The sequence below is a fragment of the Pedobacter sp. BS3 genome (assembly GCF_008274585.1).
GTDB lineage: Bacteria > Bacteroidota > Bacteroidia > Sphingobacteriales > Sphingobacteriaceae > Hufsiella_A.
On the sequence record NZ_VTRT01000001.1, the window covers coordinates 840759 to 854960 of the forward strand.

A 14202-nucleotide genomic window follows, 5' to 3' on the forward strand; every position below is an offset into this window, starting at 1 on the left:
TATTATCACAATGTTAGCCTTGAGTTAGGTTTCAATTAACTAAAGGTAAGGTTGTTGTTAAGTTATTGTTATCTGGATTATTGGCCAGCGCCGGAATAATATCTATCATTTTCATGAAAAATGCTATTCATATACCCTGAAATCCTGCAATCTTTGTATAATTATCAAACCGGGTTAGCCAATTATTCCCGGATGTTAAATAAACGATATGAGAAACCAAATCTTCACTTTTACCTGGATATGTTTCATGCTATTGGGTACGGAGAGTTTTTGTCAGACAGCGATCCATCAGAGGTCTAAAGATTTTCAATCAAAACCCAATGTGGTATTTTTCCTGGTGGATGATCTGGGCTGGACTGATGTTGAGCCTTTCGGAACCACGTTTTATGAAACGCCGAATATCAAAAAGCTGGCCGCAGAATCTGTGCGGTTTACGAGGGCTTATGCGGCTTGTCCGGTATGTTCGCCAACAAGGGCAAGCATCATGACCGGCAAATATCCCGCAAGGTTACAAACTACCGACTGGTTTGGAGCGCCTCAGCCTGAAGAGGTGTTAGCTAATCCTAAAAAGGCCGGTTTACGTAAGTTACTTCCTGCATCGTATATCGAGTATTTACCTTTGCAGGAAAACACCATTGCCGAAGCATTTAAGCAAGGTGGTTATACCACGTTTATTGCGGGTAAATGGCATCTTGGCGATGAAGAGAAATACTGGCCTCAACATCAGGGATTTGATGTTAACAAAGGTGGCTTTACAGCCGGACATCCTAAAAGTTACTTTTCACCGTATTTTAATCCGATGCTTCCGGATGGGCCGGTAGGAGAGCATCTTCCTGACCGTTTAGCGAACGAAACCATTAAGTTTATAAATGAGAACAAGGATAAACCATTTTTTGCTTATTTCTCATTTTATTCGGTACATACGCCGTTACAGGGTCGCAAGGATCTGATTGAAAAATACGAGCGGAAAAAGGAGAAGCTTGGGCTTAAGGACGTGTTTGCAAGCGAAGGTAAATCAAAAGTGCGTACGGTGCAGGCAAATGTGGTATATGCTGCTATGGTAGAAGCGATGGATGAGTCTATTGGAAAAGTGATCCAAAAATTAAAGGATGATGGCTTGTATGATAATACTATTATTGTATTTTTTTCTGATAATGGTGGGCTTTCTACTGCCGAAGGCCATCCAACATCAAATCTGCCGTTACGTGGAGGCAAAGGATGGCTTTACGAAGGTGGAATACGTGAACCTTTGCTGATCAGGTGGCCGGGGCATACAACCAATGGCGCTATTTGCAATATGCCTGTAATAAGTACTGATTTTTATCCTACCTTGCTACAAATGACCGGGCAGCCGTTGCAGCCACAGCAACATGTTGATGGCGAGAGTATTACCCCGTTACTGGCCGGGAAAAGCATGAAACAGCGTCCGCTTTACTGGCATTATCCGCATTATGGTAATCAGGGAGGAGCGCCGGGGTCTGCGGTTATTGATGGCGATTGGAAACTGATACGCTGGTATGAAGATAACCGGGAGGAACTTTATAACCTGCGTGATGATATTTCAGAGAAAAATGACCTGATTCAAATACAGTCGGCCGTTGCCCGGAAGCTTCGCAATGAGTTAGATAAATGGCTGGAAAGTCAGCATGCAGTTATGCCTAAGCCTAATCCGGCTTATAAAGCGGAGAAATAAATTTGTTCCATTTATCCAAAACAGGTTTGATGTACGATTAGACAGATTTGATGAAAGAGAAAAGGCAGAAAGGTGTTATTTACTACTTTACAAGTCGGATTAATATTTATAAATTTACTTTTATTTGTCAGCATGAAAGAGGCCATTATTAAATACAGAAATCCAAAAACTCTCAAAGCTTTGTACGATCTGAGTAAATATCTTGGATTTTCTGTATCCTCCCAGAATCCGGTTGGAAAGAAGCAAGGTAGCAATACCGTAAATGGAGTGCCGGTAATACCTGGTGACAAAACTATTGATATAGCAGAGTTAACCGCAATCTTTACGGGTAAAGAGCTTAATGCTTCTGATTTAAGAAAAACTGAATGGCGGCGCAACAAATAATTTGCGATACCGATGTAATGATTGATTATTTTGATGAGAAAAAAGCTCGTCATAATGAAACGAAGCATATAATCGAGAATAATATAGGCTTGGATAATATTCTTTTTTCAGCGATAACTAAACTGTAATTGTTATCCGGAGCGGGAAATAAAGCCGAGTTAAATACTATTAACAAAAAATTATCCCGCTTTGATATTTTGCTTATCAATCCTGCTATAACTATACTGGCAATAGAACTAATTCAGAAATACAAGCTTAGTCATGGTTTAGCTTTAGCTGATGGAATGATTGCAGCTACAGCATTAGAAGCAAAACTGACCTTGTTCACCTACAACACTAAAGATTTTAAGTTTATAAAGAGCTTAGAACTATTTAGGGGATAAAGCAATACGATATTACACCTTGACCAATTTTCCGACAGACGAATCGACTTGTCATACTTTAGAATTAACCTGATCTGACTCATGTGGAGGGATTATTTGCCCGTTCTGCGTAACCAACGCATGTGTAGCATCCAAAAGCTCCTGTATGTGTACGTAAAAGGTCAGCAGATTTTGCCTCACATTTACAGGCTCTTGCCCGAAGCTGCCGCTTACCGTAATATTGAGCCAATCCCAAAGTAGCTTTCTGCTTTCTTCCACATCAAAGCAGAGGAAGAAGTCCTGAAGGGAGTGCAATGGAGTTTGTGTGGTAAGAGTTGAATTAGTTTTATTCATGTTAGCTTCATATAAAGAGTACTATTTTATCAAAAGCCTCAGACCAAAAGTAATGATTATTTTAAAAATTGTCAATATTGACAAGAATTTATTTTGCTAAACACTCGAAATTTCCTTCATGAAGGATGAGTTCAGGAATTATTATGTAAGAATTGGAATTAACTTAAGAAAGGCGAGAGTAAAGAAAAATTGGACTCAGGACGAATTAGCTAATAGATGCAGTGTAAATTCTGCTAAAATTAGTAAAATAGAAAATGCACGGGAGGACTACATGTTCTCTACGTTGATAGAACTTTGTAAGGCTTTAGATATTGACGTTTCGTACTTGCTAAATAAGCAAGAACCTGGAGAAAACTAAGTACCATTTCTCCATTGCCAAAGGGAGATGTTAATGGAAAAAAATAAGCAGGATATTTTAGTAAAGTTTGGGAAAAGGCTCAGTGCCATCCGCAAAGAAAAAAAACTTTCATATCGTAAAATAGCTACGCTTTGCAATATTGACCATAGCGATATTAAAAGATATGAGGATGGTAAGAAAAACCTAACCCTTTTAACCATTACAGAGTTGGCAACCGGGTTAGGAATTCACCCTAAAGATTTGCTTGATTTTGATTATGGGATAGACTTTAATATCTCAATAGAATGAAACCCATATCAGCATCCTTAATCACAACCATTGTACCTTACTATCGTAAGACTGAGGCGAAGATTCGCCATGAGCAATAACAGGTTTTACATTTGAATCGCTGCTATCCATCTGGTACTTCTTTCCATCTGCCGGAACAATAAACATGGTATAATATTTAGCCCAGGGACCGCCGCCACTGGCAAAATTATAAGTTCCTACTATCATGAAAGACCCATCTGGAGAGAAACAGACAGCTCCTTCTTCTGAATTACTATCTGTAATTTGCATCAGGTTATCCGCATTGGCATCCATCATCCAAATGTGCTTGTCGCCTGCAAATGCAATTTTCTTACCATCGTTTCGCACTGCTACAGAACCCCACGAGCTAAAGTCCATATTTTTTATTAACGAAACCTGATCAAACGTTTTGTTGCTTCGGTAAAGCGCATTGGCGGTCGATAGCAAAATGGTCTCATCCGGCATCCAACAGGCGTTTGTAAGGCTCTTTCCCTGTATGTCCTTTATGGTAGTAAATTTCTGAGTTACAATATTCAGGATAGTAACAGAGCCTGGCAATAAGGGAGAACAGAGTATCAATGTACCATTAGGTGATAAACGGGGATTGGTGTAGGTTTCGGTACTGGTAAAATCCATAGAACTGATAACGGTTCCGTTATTCAGATCCAAAATCTTAAACCGTTGCGTATCATATTGCCCCGGGACATCTTCCTGAACGAGAATTCTTTTTTGATCCTTACTAACATCAAAACCGTTTTGTTTGGTGTCGTTAGGAAGTACTAACGATTTAGCTCCCGATTGCAGGTTAATCTTTAATGTCCCTTCATCTGCCCATGTAAAATATACATTCCCGCTACCCAGGGCCCCTTTACTGCCGGATCTATCTTTTTTACAAGATAAACTTAATAACATCAAACCAATAAAGGCGCCTGCAATGTTTATTCTTCTTATACGCATAATTCGATTTTCATTTGTAGTGTAACAGAATAACCCTGTAAAAAATATATTGTTTGGCAGAAAGAAGGGTTTTATGTTTGAATCCTGCGACCGTATCGCAAACAATCGGTCATCTTCGGCGTTATAAACGCCGTATAAATGAGGTGCCCGTTGTAAACGAGTGCCATTTTGAAAGGATTGAAACATCTAAGTCTAACCACTCTTTGGGGGCTTTTGAATTTTTCTTTTTCCCTTTCAACTTAACATTCGATATTTGTTTCCCTATGGCTACCCGTGCACCTCTGGCAGAACGTATGCGCCCCAAAACTCTCGACGAATATGCCGGGCAGCAGCACCTTGTTGGCCCGAATGCGGTTTTACGCAAGGCCATAGAAAGCGGCAACCTGCCTTCGCTGATATTGTGGGGGCCGCCCGGAGTAGGTAAAACAACGCTGGCGTACATCATCTCACAACAGCTTAACCGGCCATTCTTTAGCTTAAGCGCCATTAACTCGGGTGTGAAAGACGTCCGCGAAGTAATTGAGCAGGCGGCCAGATTAAAAGAAACCGAAGCTAATCTGCCTATATTGTTTATTGATGAAATTCATCGCTTCTCCAAATCGCAGCAGGATTCGTTGTTGGGCGCCGTAGAGCGTGGATTGGTTACACTGATTGGTGCAACAACAGAAAATCCTTCATTCGAGGTTATTTCGGCTCTGCTTTCGCGATGCCAGGTCTACATCCTGAAACCGCTTACCGAGGATGACCTGATCAGCTTAATTAAGCGGGCGCTGGCCGAAGATGAGTTGCTGAAAGATCAGCAGGTAGTTATAGAAGAGTATGAGGCCCTGTTGCGCCTGTCGGGAGGCGATGCCCGTAAATTGCTGAACATCTTAGAGCTTGTTATCCAGGCTGCCGATGGCCGGGCTATCACTAACGAATTCGTGCTGCAGCAGGTTCAGCAGAACATGGCGCTTTACGATAAAGCCGGCGAGCAACACTACGATATTATTTCGGCATTTATCAAATCCATCCGCGGCAGCGATCCTAATGCAGCTGTCTACTGGCTTGCCCGTATGATTGCCGGTAGCGAAGATCCCTTGTTTATTGCCCGGCGACTTTTAATACTTGCTTCTGAGGATATCGGCAATGCCAATCCCAACGCCTTATTGCTGGCAAACAATTGCTTCCAGGCGGTAAATGTTATCGGCTGGCCAGAATCACGGATCATCCTTTCTCAAACCGTAACTTATCTGGCATCATCGGTTAAAAGCAATGCTGCTTATGAGGCCATCAACAAAGCGCAGGAGCTGGTTAACCGTACCGGAGATCTACCGGTTCCGCTGCATATCCGCAATGCTCCAACCAAGCTGATGAAAAATATTGGCTACGGAAAAGATTACAAATACTCCCACGCTTATGAGAATAATTTCTCTGAGCAGGAATACTTTCCCGACAGCCTGAGCGGAACCTTGCTGTATGATCCGGGTAATAACGCCGCGGAGCAGAAACTCCGGGAAAGGCTCAAATCGCTATGGAAAACAAAGTATAAATATTGAATAGCTTTTATTCATTAGCTTATTATTCCTTTATCTTCGACAATAGCGCAATCGTTCCCGGCATCGATTGCACAAATTTTTATCCTAAAACATTAATCTTTTCAGTTTTATCTCTTTAAACTTGTTTTAGGAGCTGACCAAAACTATATTAAACAGGCCTTTGATATTATTCTTTTAAGTGAGATTCGTTCAGTTTGATGTTCTTAAGTAAAGAAATTTAATCTGTTTTGAGTATGAAAAAAGATTATTCATAAGCTTTTTTTTAACCGAATACATCATTCAATTTAATCAAGGGTATTTGCCCTGTATGTCTATGCCGGTACCTTAAGCAGGATACCACATAAGGATAGTATTTGCCTGTAAATCTGCTAATCAATCAATAAAATAAAAACCAATAGAATATGAAAACATTTTTTACTTTCCCACTAAGAGTATGCTTGATGTTCGTCGGGTTGTTATGTTCAACCTATGTAAAGGCTGCATCCTACGACGCTGTTGTAGATAAAAACGGCACTGGTGATTATACTACAATACAAGCGGCCTTAGATGCCGCCCCAGCCAGCGCTACCTCACCTTACAGAATCTACATTAAAAGTGGTGTTTACTATGAAAATCTTACTATTGCTAAGCCATTCATACAGTTTATTGGCGAAAGTGCGGCAAAAACGATTATTACATACAACAATTATAACGGTAAAGCTATCCCCGGTGGTGGGGGCACAACCTACGGTACCGCAAATTCAGCTTCGGTAATTATAACAGCCGATGATTTTAGTGCGGCCAATATTACCTTTGAAAATTCAACAGGTGACGCTCCGCAAGCGCTTGCCATAAATGTTAGCGGAGACAGAGCATCGTTCAAGAACTGCCGGTTCTTAGGTGGTCAGGATACTTTTTTGGGATATAATTCCAAGTATCCGCAATCACTATATAAATGTTATATCGAGGGTGTTGTCGACTTTATTTTCGGGAATTCTAAAACCGTTTTTGATGAATGTACCATTTACGCCAGGGACAGGTCTGATAACAACGGAAGTTACATAACCGCGTCCAATACCCGCGAAACAAGGGGTTTTGTTTTTAGAAATTGCGAAATTATAGCCAACAGAGGCACAACCAAATATGTTTTAGGCAGGCCATGGCAAAATGATGCCAATACAGCATCAGCGGATAAATCTACCGCGGCAACAGTATTTATCAATACAAAAATGAGTTCTGTTGTAAAACCGGAAGGTTGGTCGGTTTGGGATGCCGGAACAGATGTTTCCAAAATTATTTATGCCGAGTATAATTCTATGGATATGAGTGGTGATCCGTTGGATGTTTCTTCACGTGTATCGTGGTCTAAGCAGCTTAACAGCACAGAGGCGGCAGAATACCTGGATAATTCGGTGATGTTTAAAGACCGGAATAACAACATCTGGGATCCATATTCGGTTTTTCCGGATGGTCAGGATGTGCCGGTAAACAGGCTTGCCATCTCTAATTTTAAATATGTAAAGAGCGGCACGGAATTAACATTTACCTGGAACCTGAATTGGCCAGAAAGTAACGTAACCTACAAGCTATACCGTATAACAGACGGTGGAGCGCCTGTTCTGGTAAATGAACAAACCATTGCGGATAACAATGTGAATGTATCTTACACTCCCGCAACCGGTAAAGAAACGGTTCCACCCTCCATGTCAACTTATGAATATTATGTAGAAGCCAGCTCAGCAAACGGAACCGTACGTTCAGAAAGTGTAATGATATCGGCTATACCGGTAATTAACTTAACAGGTACGCTACAAGCATTTAAACAAGGAAGTGATGCGCCTTCGCAATCGCAGCCTATTACTATTAGCGGAGAATATTTGCAGGAAAATGTAACCATTACCCCTCCTGCAAATTTTGAAGTAAGCGCCGATAACGGTACAACCTGGTACAATTCGGCTAATCCGTTGATACTCAACATAAGCGGCGGGTTATTAACTTCCAAAACTGTTCTGGTGCGTTTGAATGCATCTGCTGCAGGTACAAGTACCGGTAATTTAACTATTGTTTCGGGCACCGGCAGTCATAACAAAAGTATCGCGGTAAGCGGCGAAACGTATGACCATCCTTTGGTAAACAGCCAGTCAATAGCCAGCCTTTCTTTAGCTCAAAATGCCGGTGCAACCTATCTTAAAGAAGGCCTGGAATCGGCAAACCTGGACCTGAATACCTATATCTTGTCTGATAAGACCTCAGGTACAAACATCCCTTATTCTACTGATTATGGCATACAGTTTGGCCCAACAGCAGCCGGTGGCGGTTGGAATGATAATGCCATTAAAAACATGACGGATAAGTCCAGATACATAGAAATTACACTGAAAACCGCGTCAACCCACGAAGCACGGGCAGATTCGTTATTATTTAACCTTGCTGTTTTTCAAACCACAGGCAATTTCGCATTAGAATATTCAACAGATGATTTTGCTACAAGTACATTATTGCAGAATACGCTTTTAAATGGTTCGCCGGTAGCAGGTACTACATATGGAAGCTTTACCAATGGTGCATTTGCGCTGGCCAATCAAAACACGGGAGCCAAAAGATACGCGTTTGCCTTGAACGGTGCTACAGGCGTACGGGTTGCTGCCGGCGAACAGCTAAAAGTAAGAATGTATTTCAGAACAGGCAGTTCATCTGATGGCAGGTACATTACACTTAAAGACATTGATTTTAAAGGAAGTGTTGGTCTGGCGGCAGCTGAAGGCGATTATAAAACCGTAAGCAGCGGATCGTGGTTAGACGTTTCTATCTGGGCCCAAATGGTAGGCGGGGTTTGGACTGCGGCGGCTACTCCTCCGCATTACGGCACAGGACATACCTCGTTTATAGAATCAGGACATATTGTAACGGCGCCTAACAGTACCGACTTAAATACGGCTTACAATAGTTCGTATGGTTATGTAAATTCCACTGTAGTGAGAGAAGGTGGTAAGCTAATTGTTGAAAGCGGAAAAACCATGAATGTACACCATGATCAGCTTTACCAAATTGATGGTGAGCTTGAAAATAACGGAACCATAAATAACGATGGTAAATATGATCTGATCATTAACGGAACGGTAACTAATAACGGCACGCTAAAGGTAGATCAAACCGGAAGCAATGTGTATATTAAAGGTAAGCTGATCAATAAGGCATCGGTTAACTATAACTATGTGACTGTAAAAGATGGTGGTGTTTATGAGCACGCTGCAAACTCAAACACTATGCCTGCAACCATTACTTTTGAAGACGGCTCTACTTTCCTTATTTCAGGAATAACAACCTCTCAAACAGGTATATTGAAAAATACCATCAGCTATTACAACGTAACCTGGGATAATCCGGGGCAAACCAAATATTATGCTTTCCAGGGAAACCTGGTGGAGAACATTCGTGGCAAGTTTACAGTTAACAACACCGGTTCACAATATTTAGCTTTATTGAATGCTAATGGTACTGTTGGTCTGGGAAGTTATGAACAAAACGGTGGCAGGGTGCTGGTGCGAGAAAACAGTACGGTAAATGCGGTAATTAATGTTGCCGGAGATTTTATGGTGAACGGGGGTACATTGGAGTCTAACTCCGCCGTTTCGGTTGAAATTAACCTGAAAGGCGCTGATAGTAAATATCAATATAATGATGCCACAAATTTGCTAACAGGGCTAAAGATAGATGTAACCGGCAATTACACATTACAATCGCCTTTAACTGTTAATAATTTAAACATAGCTGATGGTAAGATCACTTTGGGTGATAACACCTTAACAGCAAGTACAGTTGCCAGAACGGGTACCGGCTATATTGTTACCAATGGAGCAGGAACATTGACTGTTAAGAGTGTTGGCCCAACCGATGTTCTGTTTCCTGTTGGTACGGCATCGGGTTATAATCCACTTATTCTTTCTAATACCGGAACCATAAGCGACTTTGCGGTTAAAGTTAAAACCGGGCTTGATCATACCTTACCCAGCAACAATTCAAAATCAGTGAATCTGCAATGGGATGTTACGCCAGCTACAGCAGGAGGAAAAGTAGACATTACTTTTCAGTGGAATACCGCCGACCAGAACAGTGGCTTTGATATAGCTTCGCCGGTAGTAGCCGCTAATTATCATAACGGCAGTTATGTGGGATATACCGCAACGGTAAGCGGTTCAAACCCTTATATGGCAAAAATTACCGGGATTGACATATTTAGCCCTTTTGTAGTTGCCAACGAGTTGGCCCTGCCGCTAAAAATGCTATCGTTTACAGCAAAATTAACTCAACAGTTAACGCCTTCGGTAGTATTAAACTGGCAAACTGCCGATGAAGTAAATACTTCAAATTTTGAAGTTGAACGTGCAGGTGCAGACTTAGTTTTCGTTAAAATTGGGTCGCAGTCGGCGTTTAATACTTCGGGAACTAACAATTATTCATTCACAGATGTAATGCCTATGGATGGCACCTCTTATTACCGTATTAAGCAGGTGGATTTGGATGGCAAGTACAGCTACAGTGGCATACGAGCTGTAGAAAATGCCGGTACGCTAAAATTAGCCTTATATCCTAATCCCGTTTCAGAAAAATTAAGTATTCAATGCGGAAAAGTAAGCGGTAATACCCAGATCCGTATTATAAGTATTGACGGGAAGGTTGTGTTCACATCAGGTACAATTAATGCGCTATCGGCACCTTATACAGTTGATGTTTCGGGATTAAAGGCCGGATTTTATTCCGTGCTGTTTACAAGTGGCAATAACAAACTATCTGGCGCTTTCATAAAGCAATAAATTCTTATTTAGAAGGAAGTATAGCCCGAATTCTGCATTGGCAGAATTCGGGCTATACTATTTAAGGCAGGGTTAACAGTAATGAAAATACCCCACTTTATTTGTGCAATCGTTCCCGGCATCGATTGCACAAATTTTTATCCTGAAACATTAATTTTTTCGGTTTTATCTCTTTAAACTTGTTTTAGGAACTAACCAAAAAAGGACTTATAAATTGCAAAAACATCAGGTAAGAATTACAGTTAACTGTATTTCGGCTAATCAATCAATTATAAATATGAAACACGTATTACTTCTTTTCGGTATGCTGTTATTTCTCGTTTCAGGTGTATATGCCCAAACGCAGCAGGTAACAGGTAAAGTAACAGACAAAACCAGTAACGAGCCGCTTATTGGTGTTAGCATTACAATTAAAGGAACTACTAAAGGCACGTCTACAGATGCTGATGGAAAATTTAAATTATCGGCGCCCTCAAATGCTGTATTAGTCATCAAATATATCGGATATAAAACCCAGGAGGTTTCGGTTTCCGGTAAATCCGATTTATCCATTAAAATGGAAACCGCTAACAGCCAGTTAGATGAAGTAGTGGTAATTGGATATGGCACGGTAAAAAAGAAAGATCTTACAGGCGCAGTTTCATCTGTCAGTGCTGAAACAATATCGGCAGCACCGGTATCATCGGCCCTTGAAGCTATTGCAGGCCGCGTTTCAGGAGTAAATATCACTACAACAGAAGGTTCTCCCGATGCAGAAATGACCGTACGGGTGAGAGGAGGGGGATCCATTACACAGGATAACTCACCATTATACATTGTCGATGGATTCCCGGTAAGCTCGATTGATGATATTGCTCCATCAGATATAGAATCTATTGACGTCTTAAAAGATGCTTCGTCGACCGCAATCTATGGTTCACGGGGTGCAAACGGTGTAGTTTTGGTTACCACCAAAAACAGTAAAACAGGTAAAACAGCTGTTAGCTATAATGTATTTACCGGGGTAAGAAATCTTGCTAAGAAAATAGACGTATTAACACCGTATGATTACGCTACCTGGCAATATGAGCGCTCTTTACTTGCCACAAATAAAACAGATGATTACACCAAGTATTTTGGTAATTACCAGGATATTGATTTATACGCTACCGTACAACCTAATGATTGGCAGGATATTGTTTTTGGCCGCACAGGAAATACGTACAATCAAAACTTAACCATTAGTGGTGGAAGTGATAAAACAAAATTCAGCCTGAGCCATAGTTTTGTTAAGGATAAAGCCATCATGTTGCTTTCTAACTACGAAAGACAAAATATCAACTTCAAACTAAATCACAAATTGTATGACAAACTTACGCTGGATATTGGCGCACGTTATGCCGACACCAAAATAAACGGAGGTGGCGCCAATGAGCAAAACGAAGTTTCATCAGCAGATTCCCGTTTAAAATACGCCATGATCTACCCACCATTTCCGGTAACAGGTCTAACTAATTCGGACGAAACAGATGACAGCTTTAACCTGTACAACCCGGTAGTGGCTATTTCAGATAATGATCAGTATATCCATCGTAAAACCTACAATTTAAATAGTGCGCTTACTTACGAAGTGGTTAAAAACCTGAAACTCCGCTCAGAAGTTGGTTATGATGGTTATAGAAATGATCAGGACCGGTTTTACGGTACTACCACTTACTATGTAAAAAACATTCCTGCTGGAGATTATCAAAATCTGCCTGCTGTCATTTTTGCCAATACCAGCCGCAACAGCTTTAGAAATACTAATACCTTAAATTACGATTTTAAGAAATATATAAACAAAGATCATAGTTTGAACCTCTTATTGGGAGAGGAATATATTAAAACCATAGAAGGTACATTAACGGATGTGGTACATGGATTTCCAGAATCGTTTACTTTCGATGATGCCAGGAGATTATCTACCCAGGGGCTGGCAAACTCTATAGATAATAACTTTTTGCCTGATGATAAGCTATTGTCTTTTTTTGGCAGAGCAAATTACAGTTATAAAGATAAATATTTGCTTAGCGCCACTTTCAGGGCTGATGGATCTTCAAAATTTTCTAAAGGAAACCGTTGGGGATATTTCCCGTCCGTTTCGGGAGCATGGAGAATTTCGCAGGAAAGTTTTATGGAAGGAACTAAGTCCTGGCTGGCTGATTTAAAATTACGGGCCAGTTATGGTGCTGCAGGTAATAATAATATTTCTTCAGGCCAGATGGTACAATCGTTTAATAACTCCACTACTTCCTGGGTTAACGGGTATAATAACTATTGGGCTCCTTCTAAAACAATGGCTAACCCCGATTTAAAATGGGAAACTACGGTTACCAGAAATGTCGGGTTTGATTTTTCACTGCTGAATTCTAAGCTTAATGGTACAATTGATGCCTATCTTAACCGAACAAAAGATTTACTTGTTCTTTATCCGGTGCCCGGAACAGGTTATGATAACCAATTCCGTAATATAGGTGAAACAGAAAATAAAGGCCTGGAGTTTTCTTTGAATTGGAGTGCTATCCGGAAAAAGAACTTTGATCTGTCAGTGAATGCCAACATTAACTTTAACAGAAATAAAGTGATCTCGATCGGAGGACTTGAAAATATTCCTGGTAAATCAGATTGGGCATCGTCTGAGATCGGTACGGATTACCTGATATTAGCAGGTGCTTCAGTGGGACGGATATATGGCTACCAAAGCGATGGCAGATATGAGGTTTCAGATTTTAGCGGCTACGATTCAGCTACCGGAAGATGGACATTAAAACCCGGTGTGGCAGATGATAGCCCGGTTATCGGTACTGTGCGTCCCGGATCGATGAAATTAAAAGACATTGTTGACGATGGCGACGGTAAAGTAAATGAATCAGATAAAACTTTTATAGGTAATACTAATCCCTTACATACCGGCGGTTTTTCAATTACGTCACGAATTTATCAATTTGATATAGGCGCTTATTTTAACTGGAGCTATGGTAACGATGTATATAATGCTAATAAAATTGAATATACATCTACCAGTAAATACAATTCCAGGAATATGATCGCGATGATGGCAAGTGGCAATCGCTGGACAAACCTGCGTGCCGATGGTACCATCAGCAATGATCCGGCCGAACTTGAAGCCATGAATGCCAATACAACCCTGTGGTCGCCATATATGAGCCGGTTTGTTCTAAGCGACTGGGCAGTAGAAGATGGTTCTTTTCTACGTTTATCCACCATAACGCTAGGTTATACGCTACCTAAAGCCATATCTTCTAAATTGAAAATGAAAGGCTTACGAATATATGCTTCGGGTTATAATTTATGGTTATGGACCAATTATTCCGGCTTTGATCCGGAAGTGTCAACCCGCCGCAAAACACCGCTTACACCGGGTGTAGACTATTCAGCCTACCCCAAAAGCAAATCTTATGTATTCGGTCTGAATGTTAACTTTTAATAGAGTCAG

Annotated in this window: 10 protein-coding genes; 8 read left to right on the plus strand and 2 right to left on the minus strand. The window is 40.9% G+C overall.

What is annotated here, in order from left to right:
* Positions 1-208: 208 nt before the first annotated feature.
* From FW774_RS03670 to FW774_RS03680, 3 genes are all read left to right on the plus strand, one after another.
* Complete coding sequence (locus FW774_RS03670; RefSeq protein WP_149346774.1) at positions 209-1693, plus strand: sulfatase; 1485 nt, start codon at positions 209-211, stop codon at positions 1691-1693.
* A 132-nt stretch (positions 1694-1825) separates the two neighbouring features.
* Positions 1826-2077, plus strand: a complete 252-nt coding sequence (locus FW774_RS03675) for a hypothetical protein (protein ID WP_149346775.1) — start codon at positions 1826-1828, stop codon at positions 2075-2077.
* A gap of 128 nt (positions 2078-2205) precedes the next feature.
* Positions 2206-2460 (plus strand): PIN domain-containing protein, encoded by a 255-nt coding sequence (locus FW774_RS03680; RefSeq protein WP_149346776.1) that lies wholly within the window; start codon positions 2206-2208, stop codon positions 2458-2460.
* A 51-nt stretch (positions 2461-2511) separates the two neighbouring features.
* On the opposite strand, the gene FW774_RS03685 is transcribed toward FW774_RS03680, so the two are convergent.
* Positions 2512-2793, minus strand: coding sequence for a hypothetical protein (locus tag FW774_RS03685; protein ID WP_149346777.1), 282 nt, complete (start codon positions 2791-2793; stop codon positions 2512-2514).
* Positions 2794-2911: 118 nt separating this feature from the next.
* Between FW774_RS03685 and FW774_RS03690 the strand changes: the two genes are divergently transcribed.
* Together FW774_RS03690 and FW774_RS03695 are read left to right on the plus strand one after the other, a co-directional pair.
* Entirely contained in the window at positions 2912-3151 is a 240-nt protein-coding gene (locus tag FW774_RS03690) for a helix-turn-helix domain-containing protein (RefSeq protein ID WP_149346778.1), read from the plus strand.
* 33 nt (positions 3152-3184) lie between these two features.
* On the plus strand, positions 3185-3439 hold the full coding sequence (locus FW774_RS03695; protein WP_242457706.1) for a helix-turn-helix domain-containing protein: 255 nt from the start codon (positions 3185-3187) through the stop codon (positions 3437-3439).
* Between the two features lie 21 nt (positions 3440-3460).
* Here FW774_RS03695 and FW774_RS03700 read toward each other — a convergent pair whose 3' ends face one another.
* A complete protein-coding gene (locus FW774_RS03700) occupies positions 3461-4396 on the minus strand; it encodes a hypothetical protein (protein WP_149346780.1) in 936 nt (311 codons plus the stop codon).
* Positions 4397-4659: 263 nt separating this feature from the next.
* Here FW774_RS03700 and FW774_RS03705 point away from each other — a divergent pair, with 263 nt between their 5' ends.
* The 3 genes from FW774_RS03705 (at position 4660) to FW774_RS03715 (ending at position 14193) form a co-directional block, all read left to right on the plus strand.
* Positions 4660-5934 carry a replication-associated recombination protein A gene (locus FW774_RS03705; protein ID WP_149346781.1) on the plus strand — a complete coding sequence of 425 codons (1275 nt, stop codon included), beginning with the start codon at positions 4660-4662 and terminating at the stop codon, positions 5932-5934.
* Between the two features lie 401 nt (positions 5935-6335).
* Positions 6336-10727 carry a pectinesterase family protein gene (locus FW774_RS03710; protein WP_149346782.1) on the plus strand — a complete coding sequence of 1464 codons (4392 nt, stop codon included), beginning with the start codon at positions 6336-6338 and terminating at the stop codon, positions 10725-10727.
* Between the two features lie 277 nt (positions 10728-11004).
* On the plus strand, positions 11005-14193 hold the full coding sequence (locus FW774_RS03715) for a SusC/RagA family TonB-linked outer membrane protein (RefSeq protein WP_149346783.1): 3189 nt from the start codon (positions 11005-11007) through the stop codon (positions 14191-14193).
* Positions 14194-14202 lie beyond the last annotated feature (9 nt).

What these genes read in the sequence shown, in the direction of transcription:
- FW774_RS03670 (WP_149346774.1), top strand. Translation starts at nt 209, where the DNA reads ATGAGAAACCAAATCTTCACTTTTACCTGGATATGTTTCATGCTATTG.
- FW774_RS03675 (WP_149346775.1), top strand. Translation starts at nt 1,826, where the DNA reads ATGAAAGAGGCCATTATTAAATACAGAAATCCAAAAACTCTCAAAGCT.
- FW774_RS03685 (WP_149346777.1), bottom strand. Translation starts at nt 2,793, where the DNA reads ATGAATAAAACTAATTCAACTCTTACCACACAAACTCCATTGCACTCC.
- FW774_RS03690 (WP_149346778.1), top strand. Translation starts at nt 2,912, where the DNA reads ATGAAGGATGAGTTCAGGAATTATTATGTAAGAATTGGAATTAACTTA.
- FW774_RS03695 (WP_242457706.1), top strand. Translation starts at nt 3,185, where the DNA reads ATGGAAAAAAATAAGCAGGATATTTTAGTAAAGTTTGGGAAAAGGCTC.
- FW774_RS03700 (WP_149346780.1), bottom strand. Translation starts at nt 4,396, where the DNA reads ATGCGTATAAGAAGAATAAACATTGCAGGCGCCTTTATTGGTTTGATG.
- FW774_RS03705 (WP_149346781.1), top strand. Translation starts at nt 4,660, where the DNA reads ATGGCTACCCGTGCACCTCTGGCAGAACGTATGCGCCCCAAAACTCTC.
- FW774_RS03710 (WP_149346782.1), top strand. Translation starts at nt 6,336, where the DNA reads ATGAAAACATTTTTTACTTTCCCACTAAGAGTATGCTTGATGTTCGTC.
- FW774_RS03715 (WP_149346783.1), top strand. Translation starts at nt 11,005, where the DNA reads ATGAAACACGTATTACTTCTTTTCGGTATGCTGTTATTTCTCGTTTCA.